The sequence below is a fragment of the Brevundimonas bacteroides DSM 4726 genome (genome assembly GCF_000701445.1).
Lineage (GTDB): Bacteria > Pseudomonadota > Alphaproteobacteria > Caulobacterales > Caulobacteraceae > Brevundimonas > Brevundimonas bacteroides.
Window position 1 is genome coordinate 186655 of sequence record NZ_KL370782.1, and the last position, 18917, is coordinate 205571.

Consider the following 18917-nt stretch of genomic DNA (forward strand, 5'->3'; position numbering starts at 1 on the left):
CGTCGCCCGATAGTCCCTGTCGATTAGGTCCGTTCGGGCCGACGGTTGGACTAGGCTCTCTGGGGCGCGCTGATGCCGGTCTCGTCCCGCGTCACCGCGAACGTCGCCACCGTGCGCGTCTCGAACGGCTTGGCCAGGATAGTGGAGACCGACTGCAGCTTCGCCTCCGCCCGCTCGGGCGTCAGGGTCAGCAGCAGATAGCCCTTGGCCGACTGGTCGCAGAACACGACCTCGTCGTTGTTGGCGCTGAGCAGGGGGCCGAGCGGCAGGGGCGCGACGGCGTCGCCGACCGAGGGGCTGGAGATGGCGCTGGTGCCGAACTCCACCGCGCGGCGAGCTCCGGCGGAGTCCTTCAGCTCATTGACCCAATAGGCATGGCTGTCGCCCGCGAGCACGATCGGTTGGACCTCGGCCTCGGCGAAGGCGGCATACAGACGCTCGCGACCCGCCGGATAACCGTCCCAGCTGTCCAGGCTGAAGGGCACGCCCAGCCTGTAGAGCTGTATGACCTGGCGGATGCCGGGCTGGACCGCCTCGGGCAGCCCCGAGATCAGGCCCTCGATCTGGGCGTCGGAGGCGATGCGGGTGATGTCGGGGCCGTTGACGCGGGCCATGACGATCTGGTTGCCCAGCACCTGCCACGGCTTGCCCGCCGACTTCGAGGCGGTCAGCACCCCCTTCAGCCAGTCGCGCTGGGGCTCGCCCAGCAGGTCGCGCTCGGGCGCGGCCAGGGTGCGGCGGAAGGCCTCGACGTCGGGACGGCCGTCCACGACCGGCATGTCGATCTCATAGTCCAAGGGCTTGGCGCGGTTCAGCAGCCGGGTCTCGACCATCGCCAGGGTCGCCAGGTCGCCGAACTCGAAGCTGCGGTTGACGTGCTCAAGCGAGAGGCCGCCCGCCGGCTCGCGGATCGGCATCCACTCATAATAGGCGCGAAGGGCGGTGGCCTTCTTGGCGGCGAAGTCGCCCTCGGTCTCGGGCTGGTGGTTCTCGGCGCCCTGCATCCAGGCGTCGTTGGAGACCTCATGGTCGTCCCACACGCAGATGAAGGCGGCGCGCGCATGGGCGGCCTGGAGGTCGGGGTCGGACTTGTACTGGGCGTGACGCAGCCGGTAGTCCTCAAGCGTCAGGATTTCGCGTGGCGGCTGGTGCAGGCGGCTCAGCTGGACGCCGGTCGCGCCGCCGTAGTCGTTCTCGCGCGCGCCATACTCATAGATGTAGTCGCCGAGGTGGATGACGGCATCCAAGCGCGGCTCGGCCGCCATGGCCTCCCAGGCGTTGAACAGACCGCCGGGATAGAGCTGGCAGGAAGCGACGCCGAGCACGACGTCGGCGGTCGCGCCCGATGGCAGGGTACGGACCCGGCCGGTCGGGGAAACGACGTCGCCGACCCGGAAGTCATACCGGTATTCGACACCGGCCCGCAGGCCGCCCGCGATGACCTTGACCGTGAAGTCCCGCTCCGGAGAGGCCTCGGCCGTCCCTGATGCAACGACGCGCTCGCCGTCCATGACCCGCCAGGCGACGGGGATGGCGCCTGAGACGTCCGTGCCCGGAGTCACGCGGGTCCAGAGGACCACACTGTCGGAATGAGGATCGCCCGACGCGACGCCGTGCAGGAAGGCGACCGCCACAGCCTGTTTCGGCGCAGCGACTGCCGGGGCGGCGAGGGCCCCGGCTCCGAGACCGGTGAGAAGGCCGCGACGGTCTATGCGCATGGTCAGTAGCTCACGGTCAGGTTGACGCCGTAGGTCTGGGGTTCGCCGGCGATGAAGGTGGGCAGGCCCAGGCCGTCGCCGGTGTTGCCCGCGTCCTTGAGGAAGTCCTCGTCCAGCAGGTTGTCACCGAACGCCTCGACCGACCAGTTGCCCTGATCGGGCGTGTAGCGGACGCGCAGGTTCAACAGGCCATAGCTGTCCTGGAGCTCGTCCACCGCGCGGTCGGGCACGAAGTTGGAGGTCTGCAGGCTGGTGCGGTCGTTGTCGTTGTCGAAGAAGATCTCCGACTGCCAGGTGTAGGTCGGCTGGACCTCAACAGCGCCGCCCGCGACGGGGATCGACCACAGGGCGCCCAGGCTGAACTTGTGATCCGGCGACAGGCGGAAGCGGTTGCCGTCGAAGATGCCCGCCTGGAAGCGCGAGTGGTTGTAGCCATAGGTGCCGTACAGATCGAGCGTGTCGGTCGCCGACCACACGACCTGGCCCTCGAAGCCGTAGCTCTCGGCCTCGCCGGCGTTGGTGGTGATGAACTGGGTGCCGACCTGAACCGTCGTCTGGAAGTTCTGGTAGTCGTAGAAGAAGACCGCGCCGTCCAGCCGCAAGGCGCCGTCGGCGAGCACGGTCTTCAGGCCGACCTCGTAGCTGTCGACCGTCTCTTCCTCGACCTCGTTGAACACCGGCGCGCCGAAGGGCGTGGTGGGCACGCCGACGGCCAACACCGCCGGACGGCGGCCCCGGGCGTAGGTGGCATAGACGCTGGCGTCCGTCGTGATTTCGTAACGGCCGGTCAGACGCCAGGTGAAACCGTCGTCCTCCAGCGAGCGCTCGCTGAACTGGCCGTTGCCGGCGGTCGGCTGGAACGTCAGGCCGAACAGGGGGAAGGCGGCGCTGGCCGGCGCATTGGCGGCGCCCGGCGTGGCCAGCTGCGTGACCAGACCGGTGGCGAAGGCCCCGAGCTGGGCGGCCTGGGCCAGGGCGGCCGGCGTGCCCTGGGCGATCAGGGCGTTGATCTGGCCCTGAACCTGGACGAGAGCCAGAAGGCCGCCCGCGATCGAGCGGCCGTTCACGACGGTCGAGGCGAAGGCCGACGTCTTTTCGTCCGATGTGTAGCGAACGCCAGCGGCGAACTCCCAGCGGTCGGTCGGCTTCCAGGTCAGGTCACCGAAGATGTCGAAGCTGTCGAGCTCGGTCTCGGTAATGGCGTTCTCGATGTGGCTGGCCTTGAGGTTCGCTGCAATGCCGGCGCGCGCCGGGGCCGGAATGCCGAAGCCCGCCAGCAACGGCTGGAGAAAGGCCTGCGACCCATAGACCGACCGGGGCAGGGCGGTGGTGCCGACCGTGGTCGGGCTGCCGTCCAGGATGCCGGCCAGCTGGGCGAGCGCGATCCTTTCGTCGATCTCGATGGGCGAGGAGGAATCGTTGTCTTCGCGGAAGTAGCCGGCCCCGATGAAGCCCGACCACTGGCCGCCGTTGTCCCAGTTCAGACGCAGCTCCTGGCTGAACTGCTCGCCGTTCGAGATACCGATGCCGGTCAGGATGGGGAGCGAGATGCCGTCCGGATCGAAGGTCTCGGCGGTCTCGAAGCTGCGGACCGCGGTGATGGAGTTCAGCGTCAGGCTGTCGGACAGGTCATAGCGGATCAGGCCGGTCACGCCCCAGACTTCGCGGTCGATGCCCAGGCTGGCCCCGCCCGGAATGTTCGAGCCCGGCGTCAGGGCCGCGCCGTCCGACGGATTGCGGCCGCCCAGCACCGCGCCCGTGTTCGGATCCTGCGCGTCGTAGAAGATGGAGCGGAAGCTGACGCCCGACGGTTTGTCCTGCTGGTAGTTGGCGATCAGGTCGAAGCGGAAGGCGTCGGTCGGCTCATAGGCGAACGATCCGCGGACGGCCTGGGTGTCGACGCCGTTGTAGTCCGGTCCGCCCAGCAGGTTCTCGATGTAGCCGTCGCGGCTCTTCAGCCGCGCGGCGAGCCGGAACGCGCTCGTGTCAGACAGCGGGGCGTTCAGCATCAACTCGCCCATCAGATAGTTCAGATTGCCGAACCCAGCGCGCAGCTCGGCGTCGAAGCCGTCGATGTCGGCCTTGTTCTGGATGACGTTGACGGCGCCGATCAGGGCGCCCCGGCCATACAGGGTCGACTGCGGCCCCTTCGCCACCTCGACCCGCTCGATGTCGAACAGTTCGACGAAGGCGCCGGGCGCGCGCGAGATCGACACGCCGTCCTGATAGATCGACACGCGCGGCTCGTCAGCGGCGCCAGTCGAGTCCGAGGTGATGCCCCGGATCACGAAGCCCGGGTTGTTGGGCGACTGGTTCTGAACGACCAGGCCCGGCACGAAGGCCGACAGCTCCTCGAAGTCCTGGACGCCCAGGCCATCCAGGAATTCGCCATTGTAGGCGGTCAGGGCGAAGGGGACCTCGATCGGGTCCTGGGCGCGCAGCTGGGCGGTGACGATCACCTCCTCAAGCTGGGTCGGATCCTCCTGGACTTGGGCCTGGGCGGCCGTGGCGACGGCGGAAGCGGCGACGGCGCCCATGAGTACGGCGCGCGTGTTGAAGCGGTTCAGCATGACAGTCCCCCGAGTGATGACTTCGCACCTAACGGGGGTTCGCGGCGCGCGTGTTACGGCGCTGCGGCTATGCGGTGACGCTTCGACCGTATGCGGACGCTTCCATCACAGAGCGTCTGACCCTGAGGTCGAGGGGCGCGAACCGCTGAACACCAGATCATCGCCCGAAGACGTCGACGCCTATGGCCCCGTCCGAGGATAGCCAGGCGCGCTTCATGCCCTGGCTGTTGAAGGGGTCGGCGTGGCGGCCGTGGCGGTCCAGCGCGATCAGGCCGCCGTCGCCGCCCAGCGCGCCGATTTCGTCGATGACGGCCCGGGCGGCGTGGTCGACGGGGCTGCCTGAGCGGACGCGCCAGCTGACCTGGGCGGCGGCGGCGGTGCGGAGGAAGTATTCGCCCTGGCCGGTCGAGGAGACGGCGACGTCGGTGTCGGCCCAGACCCCGGCGGCGGGGATGGGGGTGTCGCCGACGCGGCCGGGCAACTTGCCGAAGACGCCGCCGGTCGAGGTGGCGGCGGCGAGACGGCCCTGGTCGTCCAGGGCGCAGCAGCCGACGGTTCCATGGGCGAGTTGGGGGGCGTGGCCGGGCGGGTGGTTGTCCTCGCCCTGGCCGGCGCGGGTGAACCAGGCGTCCGGGTCGTCGATGGGGTCGAGGTTCTGTTCGGCGGCGAAGCGGGCCGCGCCGGACCCGGCCAGCAGGACGTGGGGGGTGTGGTCCATGACGGCGCGGGCGGCGCGGATGGGGCTGCGGTAGCCCTGAAGCGCGGCGACCGCGCCGGCGCGGCGGCTGGGGCCGTCCATCAGGCTGGCGTCCAGTTCATACTCGCCCGCGAGGTTGGGGGAGGAGCCGCGTCCGGCGACGTAGAGGCCGCTCTCCTCCAGCATGACGACCGCCTCGACCACGGCGTCGAGCGCGGACAGGCCGTCGGTCAGGCGGGCGGCCATCGTTTCGACCACCTGGCGCATGTGGACGATCTCGGCGGAATAGTCGCGTGAGCGGCGGGCGCCGGCGCCGCCGTGCAGGATGAGGGCGGGGGCGGGCATGGACGTCTCTCCTGCGATACGCGTTCGGCCTCTTTGACGGCGGGCCGGGGGCTGATTAGCGTTCCGGAGAAGCGCGCGCCACGGGGGCGGCGCTCCGGAAGGTTCATTCATGCGCGCTGTGTTGTCCAAGACCGTTGGCGGTCCGTCCTCGCTGGTCGTGGAGGACATCCTCGATCCGACGCCCAAGGCCGGCGAGGTGGTGATCGAGGTCAAGGCGGTGGGCATCAACTTCCCCGACACCCTGATCATCGAGGACAAGTACCAGTTCCGCCCCGAACGCCCCTTCGCCCCCGGCGGCGAGGTCGCGGGCGTGATCGAGGCGGTCGGCGAGGGCGTGAAGGGCCTGTTCAAGGGCGACCGGGTCATCGCCGTGCCGGGCTGGGGCGGGCTGGTCGAACGGATCGCGGTGCGCGCCGACAGCGTCATCAAGATGCCGGACGGCATGGGGTTCGAGGAGGCGGCGGCGCTCGTGCTGACCTATGGGACCGCCTACTATGCGCTGAAGGACCGGGCGGGGCTGAAGGCTGGCGAGAACCTGCTGGTGCTGGGCGCGGCGGGCGGCGTGGGGGCCGCGGCTGTGGAGCTGGGCAAGGCGATGGGGGCCCATGTCATCGCCGCGGCCTCGACCGCCGACAAGGTTCAGTTCGCGCTCGAGCTGGGGGCCGACAACGGCCTGATCTATCCCTCAGGGGCCATGGACAAGGCGGCGCAGAAGGAGCTGTCGGGCGAGCTGAAGCTGGCCTCGGGGCGCGATGGGCCCGACGTCGTGTTCGACGGGGTGGGCGGCGACTACGCCGAGCCGGCTCTGCGGGCGATGGATTGGGGCGGGCGGTATCTGGTGATCGGCTTCCCGGCGGGGATTCCCTCCTTTCCGCTCAATCTGACGCTGCTCAAGTCGGTGTCGGTGGTGGGGGTGTTCTGGGGGGCCGCGGTGGCGCGCGATCCCGAGGGGCACAAGGCCAACATGGCCAACCTGATGCGGCTGTGGTCCGAAAAGAAGATCAAGCCGCGCGTCAGCCGCACCTTCCCGCTGGAGCGCGCCCACGAGGCGATCCAGGCCCTGTCGGATCGGACCGTCATGGGCAAGGTGGTGGTGACGAACGAGGATTGACCTGAAGAGCTGCCGCTCGGCGCACGGCGGCGCGCTGCCCTAGCTCAGTCCCCCCGCGAGGCGTTTCAGGGCGCGCTCGGCCGCCTCGCGGTGCTTTTTCTTCACATTGGCGCCGAGGGTGGCGATCAGGGCGGTGATGACTGCCGCGTCGTCGGTGAAGCCGATGCCGGCGAGCACGTCGGGGATGGCGTCGGTCGGCAGGACGAAATAGGCCAGAGCACCCATCATGATCCCCTTGGCCGCCAGCGGCGTCTCGGGGTCGCGGGCGGCGTACCAGACGCTGACCAGACGGTCGGCGAAGGGGATGCGCGCGGCGACGCGGCCGAGCTTGGGCCAGAAGGCCGTGCGGACACGCTGCTCGTTGACGCGCTGGACGGCGGGCAGCAGCGCCTTGTCCGGGTCGATGGCGTCTTCGGGCGACGTCGGGTTTGCGTTTGCGGTCATGGCGGCTAAATCCCCCCAACTTCGACGGGTTCAGACAACATAGGGACGGACGCCATGAAACTCGACAGCGGCATTTCTGCGGTGGTCACGGGCGGGGCCTCGGGGCTGGGCGAAGGCACGGCGCGGGCGCTGGCGAGCCACGGCGTCAAGGTCGCCCTGTTCGACATGAATGCGGAGCGTGGCGAGGCGATCGCCAGGGAGATCGGCGGGGTGTTCTGCGCCGTCGACGTGACCGACGACGCCTCGGTCGCGGCGGGCTTTGACAAGGCCCGCTCGGCGAACGGACAGGAGCGTCTGGTGGTCAACTGCGCCGGCATCGCCACCGGCCAGAAGACGGTCAGCCGCAAGAAGGACACCGGCGAGATCCGCACCCACGACATGGCCAGCTTCGAGCGCACCATCCGCGTCAATCTGTTCGGCACCTTCCGCGTGCTGAGCCAGTCGGCGGCGGGGATGATCACGCTCGACCGCATGGACGACGGGGAGCGCGGCCTGATCGTCAACACGGCCTCGGTGGCGGCCCAGGACGGTCAGGTCGGCCAGGCGGCTTATTCGGCGTCCAAGGGCGGCGTCTATGCCATGACCCTGCCGATCGCGCGGGACCTGGCCCAGGAAGGCGTGCGGGTGAACACCATCCTGCCGGGCATCATGTGGACGCCAATGATGGCGGGCATGGACCAGAAGATCCAGGACGCGCTCGCGGCGCAGATCCCCTTCCCCAGCCGCTTGGGCACGCCGGCAGACTATGCGTCGCTGGTGCTGGAGCTGGCGAGGAACGTCTACATCAACGGCGAATGCATCCGCCTGGATGGCGCGATCCGGATGGCGCCGCGCTGAGCGGGTTTACTCCGGCGTGGCTTCGTCCACATCGGCTTCGGCCTCGGTGACGGCTTCGGCGGCCTGGTCAAGCGCGTACTGGGCGACGAGACCGTAGGTCTGAATGTGCTCGGGATCCTGGGACGCCCAGGCGCCGTTGGTCGCCATGCCGACGCCGCCCTGGATGGCGGCCTGAACCTCGGGATCGTTCAGGGCGTCGGCGACGAGGGCCTCGACGTCGATGTCGGCCAGGGCCTGCTGGGCGATGGCGCCGGCGTGACGGCTGATCTCGGCGGTGAAGCGGCTGACTTCGGGGGCGTATTCGGCCCACAGGGCGCCGATGCGCTGGTCGCGCTGGTCTTCGGTCAGGCTCTCGTCCTCGGCGATGGCCTCGGCGCGTTCGCCGAAGGCCTCCATGCGGGCTTCGAAGGCTTCGGACGCGGCCTCGATAGCGCGTTCGGCCTCGGTCTCGGGGTCGGACGCCAGGGCGGCGTTGAGCGGCAGGACCGCGAGGGCGGCGGCGAGGCTAAGGACGCGGATCATGGCGGGGGCTCCCTTGTCTGGCGCGCAAGCTCCGCCCGAACACGGTTCCGCTCAAGTGAAATCGCGGTAAGGCGTCCGCGCCGCCTCCGGATCGCGTCCTACTTCGGTCCCGGGCGGCCGCGCGCGCCTTGCGCCTGGGCAGCCTCTTGGTAGCGGGCGGCGATGGCGTTGATGGCGCGGCGGGCGGCTTCCTGATCGCCGTTGGCGTCGCGGATGGCCTGGACGATTTCGGCGTTCATGCGGGCGCGCATCTCGGGATCGGTGACGGCGGGCGCCAGCTGGGGATTGTCGCGCCACTGGTCGGCGGGCGGGATCTGCTGGATGGCGGCCGTGGTCACGAACGGCGCGGCCATGAGGGCCACGGCCAGGGCCGAGGCGGCGACGAGACGAAGGCTTCGCATGGGCGTCACTCCTGAACAGCGTTCGACAGGATGACGGCGAACGCCGAAGGCATCAAGCGTGGCCGTTCCGCGCGGAGGCGGGCCTTACTGACCTGGCGTCGGCGGGGTCGGGGCGGGCGGCGCATCGGCCGACTGCTCGGCCTGGGCGCGGACCATAGCGGGAAGGCCGCGAATCTGGGCCATGCCAGCCTCGAAACCGGTGCGCGCGCCCGCCTGCTGGTCAGCCGGAAGGGCGGCGAGCTGGGGCCCGACGAACGCTTCCAGTTCCGAGGCGAAGGCGTCCGCTTCCGGCTGATAGCGCGCCTGAATGGCGTCGAGGTCGGCGGCGCGCTTGGCGCGATCCGGTCCGGCGGCGGTGATGGCGGCGCCCATCTCCTCGCCCATCTGGCGGATGCGGCCCTCGAAGGCCTCGGCGCGCGCCTCGATGGCGGCTTCGGCGGCGGCGGTATCCGTGGCAGGCGGCGGCGGGGGAGCGGTCTCCTGCGCGAGAGCCGGAGTGGCCGCCATCAGGACGGCGGCGAAGACGATCGAACGCATGGGCAGGAACTCCACTGGGCAGGCCCGGACCCTCGCACGCAGGGTCCGGGTCGCCAAGCGGGGATCAGCCCCGCCGGTCGCGCTTGGCCAGAACCCGCAGGCGGAGCGCGTTCAGCTTGATGAAGCCAGCGGCGTCATTGTGGTCGTAGGCCTGGACGCCTTCCTCGAAGGTGACGAGGTCCTGATCGTAGAGGCTGTTGGTGCTCTCACGGCCGATGACGGTGACGTTGCCCTTGTAGAGCTTCACGCGAACCGTGCCCGACACCTTCTGCTGGCTGTGGTCGATGGCGGCCTGGAGCATTTCGCGCTCCGGCGCGAACCAGAAACCGTTGTAGATCATCTGGGCGTAGCGGACCGCGAGCTCGTCCTTCAGGTGCATGGCGCCGCGATCCAGCGTGATGGACTCGATGCCCCGGTGGGCGGCCAGCAGGATCGTGCCGCCCGGCGTCTCATAGACCCCGCGCGACTTCATGCCGACGTAGCGGTTCTCGACCAGGTCGAGGCGGCCGACCCCGTTGTCGTGGCCGAGCTGATTGAGCTTGGTCAGAAGCGTCGCCGGGCTCATGGCCTCGCCGTCGATGGCGACGGGGTCGCCCTTCTCGAAGGCGATGGTGATGACCGTCGGCTGGTCCGGCGCGTCCTCCGGGCTGATGGTGCGCTGATGGACGAACTCGGGGGCCTCGACGGCAGGGTCCTCCAGCACCTTGCCTTCGCTGGACGAGTGCAGGAGGTTGGCGTCGACGCTGAAGGGGGCCTCGCCGCGCTTGTCCTTGGCGATGGGGATCTGGTTCTTCTCGGCGAAGTCCAGCAGGGCCTCGCGGGAGCGGAACTCCCACTCACGCCAGGGGGCGATGACGCGGATGTCGGGCTCCAGCGCGTAGTAGCCGAGCTCGAAGCGGACCTGGTCGTTGCCCTTGCCGGTCGCGCCGTGACAGACGGCGTCGGCGCCGACCTGACGCGCGATCTCGATCTGGCGCTTGGCGATCAGGGGACGGGCGATGGAGGTGCCGAGCAGATACTGGCCCTCGTACAGGGCGTTGGCGCGGAACATCGGGAAGACGAAGTCCCGCACGAACTCCTCGCGCAGGTCGTCGATGAAGATGTTCTCGGGCTTGATGCCGAGCTTGAGCGCCTTCTCGCGAGCGGGGGCGAGTTCCTCGCCCTGGCCCAGGTCGGCGGTGAAGGTCACGACCTCCGCGCCGTATTCGGTCTGCAGCCACTTGAGGATGATCGAGGTGTCCAGACCGCCGGAATAGGCGAGGACCACCTTCTTTACGGGCGGCTGGGTCATGGGCGCGGGTCCTTGGGGAGAAGTTCGGCGCGCTTAAAGGGCCAAGCCGCGTCGAGCGCAACCCTCTCCCGGCTAGAAGCGTGGCGCGCTGGTGAAGGGTTTCATCACAACGAGCACAGCGAAGGCACAACGAACACAACGGGACCGAGGGGCGGCGACGGCGACGATCGGTCACCGGGTCAATCGGAGTTCTTGATGGCGGCTCACGCCGCCGGACCTGATCGACGCGAAGCGTCCATGATCGGCATAATGGTACAAGTGAGCGGTCGATGAGCGTGACGCGCGCTCGGTCTCGTTGTGTTCGTTGTGCCTTCGCTGTGCTCGTTGTGATGAACGCTTTCAGGCAGCTGCGCATACGCTGCCTTAGGGCCTCAACCCCAAGGCCCGCGCGGGCGGGGTGCCTCACCTGTCAGGGGGATCGAGGTGGTCGGCGCCGACGTCGGGACGAAGGTCGAGGCGGCGCGGGGAGTCATGCCCATGCGCGTCCCGAGCTCCATCAGGGCGCGGACGCGGTTGCCGGTGTTGGGGTGCGTCGAGAACAGGTTGTCCGCGCCGCGACCCGCCAGGGGGTTGATGATGAACAACTGGCCCGACGCCGGATTGCGCTCAGCCGTCAGGTTCACGATGCGCTTGGAATAGGCCTCGATCTTCTGCAGCGCGCTGGCGAGCGCCTGGGGGTCCTGGGCGATCTCGGCGCCGACGCGGTCGGCCTCGTACTCGCGGGCGCGGCTGATGGCCATCTGCACCAGACCCGCCGCCATGGGGGCGAGCAGCATCAGGGCGAGGGTGCCGATGATGCCGCCCGGACGCTCGCGGTCGCCGCCGCCGAAGAAAAGCGCGAAGTTGGCCAGCGCCGAGATGGCCCCGGCCAGCGTCGCCGTGACCGTCATGGTCAGGGTGTCGCGGTTCTTCACATGGGCGAGCTCGTGAGCCATCACGCCGCGAATTTCCTCGCGCGTAAGCATGTCGAGCAGGCCGGTGGTGGCGCAGACGGCCGCGTTCTGGGGGTTGCGGCCCGTGGCGAAGGCATTGGGCTGGTCGTTGGGAATGATGGCGATCTTGGGCCGGGGCATGCCCGCGCGTTCGGCCATCTGCACCGTGTCGGCGACGTAGGTGCGGATGCGGGCGTCGGGGTGGGTCTCGTCCACCATCTGGGCGCGATACATCCGCAGCACGATCTTGTCGGCGTTCCAGTAGCTGAACAGGTTCATGCCGCCGGCGAACACCAGGGCGATCAGCATGCCGTTGGCCCCGCCGATCAGGAAGCCGATGCCGCCGAAGAGGGCGGTCAGGACGGCGATCAGGGTGAAGGTCTTCAGATGGTTCATGGTCGCGATTATGTGGTTGGACGCATCCTTCCGCTCAAGAGGCCGACCCCGTGACCGATGATCCCACGCCTGAACCGGCCGAGCCCCGCGTGCTGAGCGAGGCGGCCAAGCGGGCGCTCGCCGAGGCCGAGGCGCGTCGGGCCGCCGCCGCCATCGTCGTCCTGCCGCCCGAGGACGGCGGACCGCGCGGGCCCGAACCGACCCGCTACGGCGACTGGGAGAAGAAGGGGCTGGCGGTCGATTTCTGAGGCTCAACCAACGTGGGTCGTGAGTGGTGAAGGCTGCAGGTTTCATCACGGAGAGCACGGAGGAGGCACTGAGAACACGGAGAGACCGAGCGGACGTCGAGGGCGACGACTGCTCATCTCAAACGCCGAGCCGGGGAATGGACGCTTCGCGTCGAAAGCCTGGAGGCGGCGAAGCCGCGTTCACCGTGCACTGGCGCGTCCGGTGACCGATCGGCGACCTGACCGTCCGCTCGGTCTCTCCGGGTTCTCAGTGCCTCCTCTGTGCTCTCCGTGATGACCCCTCTTCTCCAAACACCGCACCCGTTTTCCGCTTTCCCCCCGCTGCCCCGCGCGGCATGATGCCCGTCTCGATAAGAAACCAACCGGGAGACGACCGATGGGCCTGATGAACCGCCAGTGGGTGCTGCGCCAGAGACCGCACGGCCTGGTGCAGGACAGCGATCTGGAACTGGTCTCGACGCCAGTGCCCGATCTGGCCGACGGCCAGGTCCTGGTGCGGACCATCTATCTGTCGCTCGATCCGACGAACCGGACCTGGATGAACGACGCGGTGGGCTATCTGCCGCCGGTGGGGCTGGGCGATGTCATGCGTGGCCTGACGCTGGGCGTCATCGAGCAGTCGAAGTCCGAGCGGTTCGCGGCCGGCGACATCGTGACGACGGCGATGGGCGGCTGGGCCGACTATGGCGTGGTGCCGGACTCAGGCGTCAGCCGCGTGCATCGCTTCCCCGGCCTGCCGCTGACGGCGAACATGTCGGTGCTGGGCATGACCGGCCTGACCGCCTGGGCGGGCGTGACCGATGTGCTGAGGCCCGAGCCGGGTCAGACGATGGTGGTGTCGGCGGCCGCCGGGGCGGTGGGCTCCATCGCCGGCCAGATCGCCAAGCAGAAGGGCGCGCGCGTCATCGGCATCGCCGGCGGACCCGAGAAGTGCGCCTGGCTGACCGGCGAACTCGGCTTCGACGCCGCCATCGACTACAAGAACGAGGACGTGGGCGAGGCGCTGGATCGCCATGCGCCGAACGGCATCGACCTCAACTTCGAGAACGTCGGCGGCGACATCATGATCGCGGTGTGGAACCGGCTGAACATCCACGCCCGCATGGCGGTGTGCGGCATGGTCTCGGCCTATAACGCCACCAAGCGGCCGCCCTCGCCCGACCTCAGCCGGCTGATCACTCACCGGATGACGATGCAGGGGTTCCTGGTCATGGACTACAGCCCGCGCGCCAAGGAATTCGTGTCCGAGGTCGGGCCGTGGCTGGCGGGCGGTCAGGTCAAGTGGAAGGTCCACGTCGACAACGGCCTGGAAGGCGCGGTCCGCTCGCTGAACCGGTTGTTCACGGGCGACCATGACGGCAAGCTGCTGGTTCGGGTGTCCGAAGAACCGACGAGCTGAAACCGATGAGCGATCCTCTCCACGTCCATTTCGAGGATCTGGAAGTCGGCCAGGTGCTGAACCTGGGCGCCTGCGCCGTCGACGAGGCGGCGGTTCAGCTGTTCGTGGAGCATTTCGCGCCGGGGTGGGACAGCGCATACGGCGCGCCCGACGCCCTGACCTATGCGCTGTGGAGCCGGCTGGCGTCGGACAAGTCCGCCGAATGGGCTCAGTCCAAGATGCTGGCCGTCGACGGCCTGCGCTTCATGCGCAATCCGCCCGCGGGCGAGCTGCTGCGCGGACGGATGACGGTGATGGGCAAGGACCCGGTCGGCGACGAGAAGGGCATCATCATCGCCCAGCACGACCTCCTGGACGAAGGCGGACGGCTGGTCTTCTCGTGCCTGACGCGGGGATTGTTCGTCCGGCGATAGGGATCAGGCGTTGCCTGCGGCCACTTCGCCCTGACGCACGCGCTCGAAGGCCATGGCGACCAGTCGGTCCCAACCGAGCAGCGACACCAGATGGGCATAGATCTGGCCAAGGGCGCCGTTGTCGCGCAGTTCGGCGAGCTTCTCAGCCGGGAGCGCCTTCAGCTTGTCTTCTGAGACGGCGAAATAGTCCGCCAGCTTCTGCGGCTGGCCAGGCTGGCCGTTCTCGTCGCGCGGCGTGAACACGGCTTCCTTCACCTCGAAGAGGTCCAGATCGTTCAGAAGCTTGACGAAGCTCTCGGTGCGCAGGCGCTCCTGCTCGAAGTTGTTGCAGAACTCCATGGCCTGGTTGACGTAGTCCGAGGGCTTGCCGTCCGCGAACAGCGGGGCCTGCCCGCCTTCGACGATGAAGGGCGCGGCGCGGTCGATGCACAGGATCAGGCGCTGCTGCGGCGCATCGTTTGCGAAGACGAACGGATAGCGACGGATGTAGGCCGGGATGTAGGCGTCGGGGCGGAAATCGCCGGCGGCCGACACGAACAGGTTCTCTCCCGAGCGCAGGCCCATGACCGCCACGGGCATCTTGTTGTCGCCCAGGAAGATCACCGGATAGGACAGCGACGCCGGGGCAAACTCAGTCACCGTCATCGGCACGACGTGGGCGGCGGCGACAAAGGCATACGGCTTGTCGACCGGGTTGACGCCCAGCTTGCCGTGCATCTCGACCGAGAGGGGCTCGGGCTTGGAGTAGAAGAGGACGTTGCCGTCCAGCTGGCCCTGGGCGTTGGCGGCGGTGGTGTCGGTCATGAGGTCGAGCGGCTCTGGATTGTCGGGAAAGGGGGGCCTCTTAGCGGAACCCGGCGGACGCGGCAAACGGGGTCGCCACCCAGGGGATGCGCCGGTTGCGAGGCGGGCCGCGAGGCCTTAGCTCTGGGCCATGTTCCACGCCTGCGGCCACGACCATCCGGACACCGGAATGAGCCCCGGCCAGATCGTGCGCGCGCTCGACGAGGCCGAGGCCCGCTGCGCCTCGGGCGGCGAGCGCCTGACGCCGCCCCGCCGGCGGGTGCTGGAGCTGCTGCTGCAGGCCGGCGAGGCGGTGAAGGCCTATGACCTGATCGCCCGCTATGGCCTCGACGGCGTGGCCGCCAAGCCCCCGACCGTCTATCGCGCGCTGGAGTTCCTGGAGAAGAACGGCCTGGCGCACCGGATCGCCTCCATCAGCGCCTATGTCGCCTGCTCGGTGGGGGACCGGGCGCATGCCGCCGCATTCCTGATCTGCGACTGCTGCGGGGCGACGGTGGAGGTCACGCCGCCCGAAGGCGAGGCCCTGCGCCGCGCGGCCGATAGCGCGGGCTATGCCCTGGAGCGGACAACCATCGAGGGCCACGGCCGCTGCCCGGCCTGCCGGATCGCCGCATAGAGGTCTCCGCGCTGGCGAGGCGAACTCGCCACGCCTAGATTGTCGGCATGGACGCCGCCCGGCTCTCTCCGCCCCGTCGCCTGATGGTCCCGCTGCCCGCGCGCGGGGGCGAGATGGCCGTGCTGGACTTCGGCGATGCCAACCGGCCGGTCGATCTGGTGTTCAGCCACGCCAATGGCTTCAACGCGGCGACCTATCGCTCCATCCTGGCGCCGCTGGGTTCCTCCTTCCGCATCCTGGCGCCGGACCTGAGGGGTCACGGACGCACCACCCTGCCGACCGTCCCGGAGGGCCGGCGCGATTGGTACGACCATCGCGACGACCTTCTGGCCCTGCTCGATGCCTTTCCAGGGCCGCCGGTGGTAATGGCCGGGCATTCGATGGGTGGGACGGCGTCGCTGCTGGCCGCGGCCGAGCGGCCCCAGAGGGTGTCGCGGCTGCTCCTGTTCGATCCGGTGATCTGGGGCGGGCTGACGTCGGTGGTCTTCCGCTCGCCGGGTCTGCGTCGGTTCTCGGACCGCATTCCTCTCGTGCGGACCGCGCTGCGTCGCCGGGCGGTGTTCGACAGCCGGGAACAGGCGCTGGAAGGCTATCGCGGACGGGGGGCGTTTCGGGGCTGGGCCGACGCGGCCCTGATCGACTATCTGTCCGACGGTCTGATCGAGCGGCCCGAGGGCGGCTTCGCCCTGGCCTGCGCTCCGCAATGGGAAGCCTCGAACTACGTCGCCCAGGGCCACGATCCTTGGCGAGCGATGCGCGCCTATCGCGGCCCAGTCCGCATCCTGAAGGCCGAGACCGGCTCGATCACCCAGGTGCCGGAGAGGCCGCGCGGTCTGGCCCATGTCACGGTCGAGGCCGTGCCGGGAAGCCATCATCTGTTTCCGATGGTCCGGGCCGACGTAGTCCGCGACGCCCTGTTCGACGCGGCGGTCTAGACGACCTCAGCGGCCCTCCAGCGCCTCGCGCTGCTGACGCACTGCCGCGTCGCGCGCCTCGCGCTCGGCGGCCAGACGCTCCTCGACGGCCAGAAGCTCGCGGTTGGCTTCGTCCGAGGCTTCCTGACGGGTCACGCCGGCGGGGCGGCCGGTGATGTCGGGCAGATAGATTGGGGTCAGGCAGCGACGCTCCTCCGGATACCACCAGCGGCCCTCCTGTTCGCAAGCCTTCTCCGGCCCGATCCAGAAGCGGTCGAACAGGACCAGCCCGCCGACCAGGAAGGCGAACATCACGCCGAACAGCAGCGCCAGGCGCGGAAAGGTCAGAAAGCGTCTCATCGTCTGGATCGTCCCGGATGCGACGTGAGTTCACGTTGCGTTACGTTGACAGGCCCGTTCGCCCGTTCCATTCCCTGCCCGAACATTCCGGCCATCCTAGGACAGTGCGAACATGAAGGTTCTCGTCCCCGTCAAACGGGTGATCGACTACAACGTCAAGGCCCGCGTGAAGGCGGACCAGACCGGCGTCGATCTGGCCAACGTCAAGATGAGCATGAACCCCTTCGACGAAATCGCCGTCGAGGAGGCCGTGCGCCTGAAGGAAGGCAAGGAGCATCACGCGGCCGGCACGGCGTCGGAGATCGTCGTGGTCTCGATCGGCGTGACCCAGGCCCAGGAGACCATCCGCACGGCCCTGGCCATGGGCGCGGACCGGGGCATCCTGATCCAGTCCGACGCCGACCTCGAACCGCTGGCCGTCGCCAAGCTGCTGAAGGCCGTGGTCGAGGAGGAGAAGCCGGACCTGGTGCTGATGGGCAAGCAGTCGATCGACGGCGACAACAATGCGGTCGGCCAGATGCTGGCGGCCCTGCTGGACTGGCCCCAGGCGACGTTCGCGGCCAAGCTGGAGATCGCCGGCGGCAAGGCGACCGTGACGCGTGAAGTGGACGGCGGGGTCCAGACCCTGTCGGCGCCGCTGCCGGCGGTGGTGACCGTGGACCTGCGGCTCAACACGCCGCGCTATGCGTCGTTGCCCAACATCATGAAGGCCAAGAAGAAGGAGATCGCTATGAAGGCGGTCGCCGACTACGGCGTCGACGTGGCCCCGCGCCTGAAGGTGCAGAAGGTGACCGCCCCGCCGACGCGCTCGGCCGGGATCAAGGTGGCCGACGCCGCCGAACTGGTTTCCAAGCTCAAGACCGTGGGAGCGCTGTAAATGGCTGTCCTCGTCATCGCCGATCACGACGGTTCGACCGTCCGCGACACCACCCACAAGACCGTGACGGCAGCCCTGGCCATCGGCGGCGACGTCGATGTGCTGGTCGTCGGTCAGGGATCGAAGGCCGCCGCCGACGCGGCCGCCAAGATCTCGGGCGTGCGCAAGGTGCTGCTGGCCGAGAGCGGCGAGCTGGCTCACACCCTGGCCGAGGCCGTGACCGCCACGGTCGTGGGTCTGGCGGGCGGCTATGACGCTGTCGTGTCCCCGGCCACCATGGACGGCAAGAACGTCATGCCCCGGATCGCCGCCAAGCTGGACGTCGCCCCGATCTCGGACATCATCGAGGTGGTCTCGGCCGATACCTATGTGCGCCCGATCTATGCCGGCAACGCCCTGGAGACGGTCCAGACGTCGGACGCCAAAAAGGTCATCACCGTGCGCGCCACCAGCTTCGCGCCCGCGGCCGAGGGCGGCTCGGCCCCGGTCGAGGCCGTGGCCGGTCAGGACGCCGGCAAGGCGGCCTTCGTCTCCGAGGAAATGGTCAAGTCGGACCGCCCCGAACTGGGCGCCGCCAAGATCGTGGTCTCGGGCGGTCGCGCGCTCGGTTCGGCCGAGGAGTTCTCGGCCGTGATCGAACCGCTGGCGGACAAGCTGGGCGCCGCCGTGGGCGCCAGCCGAGCCGCCGTCGATGCGGGCTATGCCCCCAACGACTATCAGGTCGGCCAGACCGGCAAGGTCGTGGCGCCGGGCCTGTACGTCGCCGTCGGCATCTCGGGTGCCATCCAGCATCTGGCGGGCATGAAGGACTCCAAGGTGATCGTCGCGATCAACAAGGACGCCGACGCCCCGATCTTCCAGGTCGCGGACTTCGGCATCGTCGGCGACTACAAGACGGTCGTGCCGGAGCTGATGGCCGCCCTCGGTTGAATCATCAAACGACGCGCGCTAGCCGTGTTGTCGATATTCAATCAGAGGGGTTCTATATGAGGGTTCAATTCGCACTTGCGTTGGCATGCGTTGCGGTTGCGACAAGCGCATCGGCACAAGGGCTGGGGCAACGATTCCGGGAAGTTGGCGATTGGGATATCTTCAGGTCCACCGATGCAATGACCGATGAGCCCTCATGCTTAGCCACGTACGACGACAAACCGTACCTGCAACTGACTGACAACAGTTTTGCGGTAAGCTACCGCGGTCGGGGCGGTATTCAAGGCTACTTGTATCGGTTCGACGATGAACCTGCGTCTTCGATGCAGCTGCCGAGCGACATTGAAGAACGGGTCAGCGCGATATTCCTTGAAGGCCAGACTTTTCAGCGGATCCTAAGTTCGCGTCGCCTTCGCATTCAAGGGCTGACGCTCGTCAGCGGGTCAGTTGTTGAGGACATCGACCTGACGAACGTCCCGGAGGTTATGTCAGTGCTCACCAGTTCGGACTGTCAGGGCACGTAGATCAGCCGCCTTACCGATCCGTAATGTTTCC

21 protein-coding genes are annotated in these 18917 nt (G+C 68.5%); 10 read left to right on the forward strand and 11 right to left on the reverse strand.

From position 1 onward, the window contains the following. Positions 1–50: 50 nt before the first annotated feature. The 3 genes from Q333_RS0115720 to Q333_RS0115730 form a co-directional block, all read right to left on the reverse strand. Complete coding sequence (locus Q333_RS0115720) at positions 51–1718, reverse strand: alkaline phosphatase D family protein (protein WP_029418204.1); 1668 nt, start codon at positions 1716–1718, stop codon at positions 51–53. Positions 1719–1720: 2 nt separating this feature from the next. Beyond that, on the reverse strand, positions 1721–4288 hold the full coding sequence (locus Q333_RS0115725) for a TonB-dependent receptor (protein WP_029418205.1): 2568 nt from the start codon (positions 4286–4288) through the stop codon (positions 1721–1723). A 157-nt stretch (positions 4289–4445) separates the two neighbouring features. Continuing rightward, positions 4446–5330 (reverse strand): isoaspartyl peptidase/L-asparaginase family protein, encoded by an 885-nt coding sequence (locus tag Q333_RS0115730; protein ID WP_029418206.1) that lies wholly within the window; start codon positions 5328–5330, stop codon positions 4446–4448. Between the two features lie 109 nt (positions 5331–5439). Between Q333_RS0115730 and Q333_RS0115735 the strand changes: the two genes are divergently transcribed. Beyond that, positions 5440–6441 carry an NADPH:quinone oxidoreductase family protein gene (locus Q333_RS0115735; RefSeq protein WP_029418207.1) on the forward strand — a complete coding sequence of 334 codons (1002 nt, stop codon included), beginning with the start codon at positions 5440–5442 and terminating at the stop codon, positions 6439–6441. Positions 6442–6480: 39 nt separating this feature from the next. Here the strand turns inward: Q333_RS0115735 and Q333_RS0115740 are convergent, their stop codons facing one another. Continuing rightward, positions 6481–6885: a YkvA family protein gene (locus Q333_RS0115740; protein WP_029418208.1), complete on the reverse strand. Its 405-nt coding sequence runs from the start codon at positions 6883–6885 to the stop codon at positions 6481–6483. A 54-nt stretch (positions 6886–6939) separates the two neighbouring features. Between Q333_RS0115740 and Q333_RS0115745 the strand changes: the two genes are divergently transcribed. Further along, a complete protein-coding gene (locus Q333_RS0115745; RefSeq protein WP_029418209.1) occupies positions 6940–7722 on the forward strand; it encodes an SDR family NAD(P)-dependent oxidoreductase in 783 nt (260 codons plus the stop codon). A 6-nt stretch (positions 7723–7728) separates the two neighbouring features. Here the strand turns inward: Q333_RS0115745 and Q333_RS0115750 are convergent, their stop codons facing one another. From Q333_RS0115750 to htpX, 5 genes are all read right to left on the reverse strand, one after another. Then, complete coding sequence (locus Q333_RS0115750; protein ID WP_029418210.1) at positions 7729–8244, reverse strand: hypothetical protein; 516 nt, start codon at positions 8242–8244, stop codon at positions 7729–7731. A gap of 98 nt (positions 8245–8342) precedes the next feature. After that, a complete protein-coding gene (locus Q333_RS0115755) occupies positions 8343–8645 on the reverse strand; it encodes a hypothetical protein (protein ID WP_029418211.1) in 303 nt (100 codons plus the stop codon). 84 nt (positions 8646–8729) lie between these two features. Further along, complete coding sequence (locus tag Q333_RS0115760; protein ID WP_157072489.1) at positions 8730–9182, reverse strand: hypothetical protein; 453 nt, start codon at positions 9180–9182, stop codon at positions 8730–8732. A 64-nt stretch (positions 9183–9246) separates the two neighbouring features. Further along, positions 9247–10473 (reverse strand): argininosuccinate synthase, encoded by a 1227-nt coding sequence (locus Q333_RS0115765; RefSeq protein ID WP_029418213.1) that lies wholly within the window; start codon positions 10471–10473, stop codon positions 9247–9249. A 371-nt stretch (positions 10474–10844) separates the two neighbouring features. Beyond that, entirely contained in the window at positions 10845–11801 is a 957-nt protein-coding gene (gene htpX, locus Q333_RS0115770) for a zinc metalloprotease HtpX (protein ID WP_029418214.1), read from the reverse strand. A gap of 50 nt (positions 11802–11851) precedes the next feature. On the opposite strand from htpX, the gene Q333_RS0115775 reads away from it, so the two are divergent. The 3 genes from Q333_RS0115775 (at position 11852) to Q333_RS0115785 (ending at position 13861) form a co-directional block, all read left to right on the forward strand. Beyond that, positions 11852–12049, forward strand: a complete 198-nt coding sequence (locus Q333_RS0115775; protein WP_029418215.1) for a DUF1674 domain-containing protein — start codon at positions 11852–11854, stop codon at positions 12047–12049. A 376-nt stretch (positions 12050–12425) separates the two neighbouring features. Beyond that, positions 12426–13448, forward strand: coding sequence for an NADP-dependent oxidoreductase (locus Q333_RS0115780; RefSeq protein WP_029418216.1), 1023 nt, complete (start codon positions 12426–12428; stop codon positions 13446–13448). Positions 13449–13453: 5 nt separating this feature from the next. Next, a complete protein-coding gene (locus Q333_RS0115785; RefSeq protein WP_029418217.1) occupies positions 13454–13861 on the forward strand; it encodes a MaoC family dehydratase in 408 nt (135 codons plus the stop codon). A 3-nt stretch (positions 13862–13864) separates the two neighbouring features. On the opposite strand, the gene Q333_RS0115790 is transcribed toward Q333_RS0115785, so the two are convergent. Further along, positions 13865–14665: a SapC family protein gene (locus tag Q333_RS0115790; protein ID WP_029418218.1), complete on the reverse strand. Its 801-nt coding sequence runs from the start codon at positions 14663–14665 to the stop codon at positions 13865–13867. 130 nt (positions 14666–14795) lie between these two features. On the opposite strand from Q333_RS0115790, the gene Q333_RS0115795 reads away from it, so the two are divergent. After that, complete coding sequence (locus Q333_RS0115795) at positions 14796–15281, forward strand: Fur family transcriptional regulator (protein ID WP_029418219.1); 486 nt, start codon at positions 14796–14798, stop codon at positions 15279–15281. Between the two features lie 47 nt (positions 15282–15328). Next, positions 15329–16216, forward strand: coding sequence for an alpha/beta fold hydrolase (locus tag Q333_RS0115800; RefSeq protein WP_029418220.1), 888 nt, complete (start codon positions 15329–15331; stop codon positions 16214–16216). Positions 16217–16222: 6 nt separating this feature from the next. On the opposite strand, the gene Q333_RS0115805 is transcribed toward Q333_RS0115800, so the two are convergent. Beyond that, positions 16223–16555: a hypothetical protein gene (locus Q333_RS0115805; protein WP_029418221.1), complete on the reverse strand. Its 333-nt coding sequence runs from the start codon at positions 16553–16555 to the stop codon at positions 16223–16225. Between the two features lie 112 nt (positions 16556–16667). Here Q333_RS0115805 and Q333_RS0115810 point away from each other — a divergent pair, with 112 nt between their 5' ends. Genes Q333_RS0115810 through Q333_RS0115820 form a run of 3 tightly spaced genes read left to right on the forward strand, consistent with a single transcriptional unit; the run spans position 16668 to position 18886 of the window. After that, a complete protein-coding gene (locus tag Q333_RS0115810) occupies positions 16668–17432 on the forward strand; it encodes an electron transfer flavoprotein subunit beta/FixA family protein (protein WP_029418222.1) in 765 nt (254 codons plus the stop codon). Further along, positions 17433–18362, forward strand: coding sequence for an electron transfer flavoprotein subunit alpha/FixB family protein (locus Q333_RS0115815; protein WP_029418223.1), 930 nt, complete (start codon positions 17433–17435; stop codon positions 18360–18362). It begins immediately after the preceding gene. Positions 18363–18418: 56 nt separating this feature from the next. Next, a complete protein-coding gene (locus Q333_RS0115820; RefSeq protein WP_157072490.1) occupies positions 18419–18886 on the forward strand; it encodes a hypothetical protein in 468 nt (155 codons plus the stop codon). The last annotated feature ends 31 nt before the right edge of the window (positions 18887–18917 follow it).

Excerpts from the sequence above, each read along its gene's own strand:
- Q333_RS0115780 (WP_029418216.1), top strand. The coding sequence starts at position 12,426 with ATGGGCCTGATGAACCGCCAGTGGGTGCTGCGCCAGAGACCGCACGGC.
- Q333_RS0115740 (WP_029418208.1), bottom strand. The coding sequence starts at position 6,885 with ATGACCGCAAACGCAAACCCGACGTCGCCCGAAGACGCCATCGACCCG.
- Q333_RS0115790 (WP_029418218.1), bottom strand. The coding sequence starts at position 14,665 with ATGACCGACACCACCGCCGCCAACGCCCAGGGCCAGCTGGACGGCAAC.
- Q333_RS0115730 (WP_029418206.1), bottom strand. The coding sequence starts at position 5,330 with ATGCCCGCCCCCGCCCTCATCCTGCACGGCGGCGCCGGCGCCCGCCGC.
- Q333_RS0115785 (WP_029418217.1), top strand. The coding sequence starts at position 13,454 with ATGAGCGATCCTCTCCACGTCCATTTCGAGGATCTGGAAGTCGGCCAG.
- Q333_RS0115815 (WP_029418223.1), top strand. The coding sequence starts at position 17,433 with ATGGCTGTCCTCGTCATCGCCGATCACGACGGTTCGACCGTCCGCGAC.
- Q333_RS0115805 (WP_029418221.1), bottom strand. The coding sequence starts at position 16,555 with ATGAGACGCTTTCTGACCTTTCCGCGCCTGGCGCTGCTGTTCGGCGTG.
- Q333_RS0115765 (WP_029418213.1), bottom strand. The coding sequence starts at position 10,473 with ATGACCCAGCCGCCCGTAAAGAAGGTGGTCCTCGCCTATTCCGGCGGT.
- Q333_RS0115750 (WP_029418210.1), bottom strand. The coding sequence starts at position 8,244 with ATGATCCGCGTCCTTAGCCTCGCCGCCGCCCTCGCGGTCCTGCCGCTC.
- Q333_RS0115720 (WP_029418204.1), bottom strand. The coding sequence starts at position 1,718 with ATGCGCATAGACCGTCGCGGCCTTCTCACCGGTCTCGGAGCCGGGGCC.
- htpX (WP_029418214.1), bottom strand. The coding sequence starts at position 11,801 with ATGAACCATCTGAAGACCTTCACCCTGATCGCCGTCCTGACCGCCCTC.
- Q333_RS0115745 (WP_029418209.1), top strand. The coding sequence starts at position 6,940 with ATGAAACTCGACAGCGGCATTTCTGCGGTGGTCACGGGCGGGGCCTCG.
- Q333_RS0115795 (WP_029418219.1), top strand. The coding sequence starts at position 14,796 with ATGTTCCACGCCTGCGGCCACGACCATCCGGACACCGGAATGAGCCCC.
- Q333_RS0115800 (WP_029418220.1), top strand. The coding sequence starts at position 15,329 with ATGGACGCCGCCCGGCTCTCTCCGCCCCGTCGCCTGATGGTCCCGCTG.
- Q333_RS0115735 (WP_029418207.1), top strand. The coding sequence starts at position 5,440 with ATGCGCGCTGTGTTGTCCAAGACCGTTGGCGGTCCGTCCTCGCTGGTC.
- Q333_RS0115755 (WP_029418211.1), bottom strand. The coding sequence starts at position 8,645 with ATGCGAAGCCTTCGTCTCGTCGCCGCCTCGGCCCTGGCCGTGGCCCTC.
- Q333_RS0115810 (WP_029418222.1), top strand. The coding sequence starts at position 16,668 with ATGAAGGTTCTCGTCCCCGTCAAACGGGTGATCGACTACAACGTCAAG.
- Q333_RS0115820 (WP_157072490.1), top strand. The coding sequence starts at position 18,419 with ATGAGGGTTCAATTCGCACTTGCGTTGGCATGCGTTGCGGTTGCGACA.
- Q333_RS0115725 (WP_029418205.1), bottom strand. The coding sequence starts at position 4,288 with ATGCTGAACCGCTTCAACACGCGCGCCGTACTCATGGGCGCCGTCGCC.
- Q333_RS0115760 (WP_157072489.1), bottom strand. The coding sequence starts at position 9,182 with ATGCGTTCGATCGTCTTCGCCGCCGTCCTGATGGCGGCCACTCCGGCT.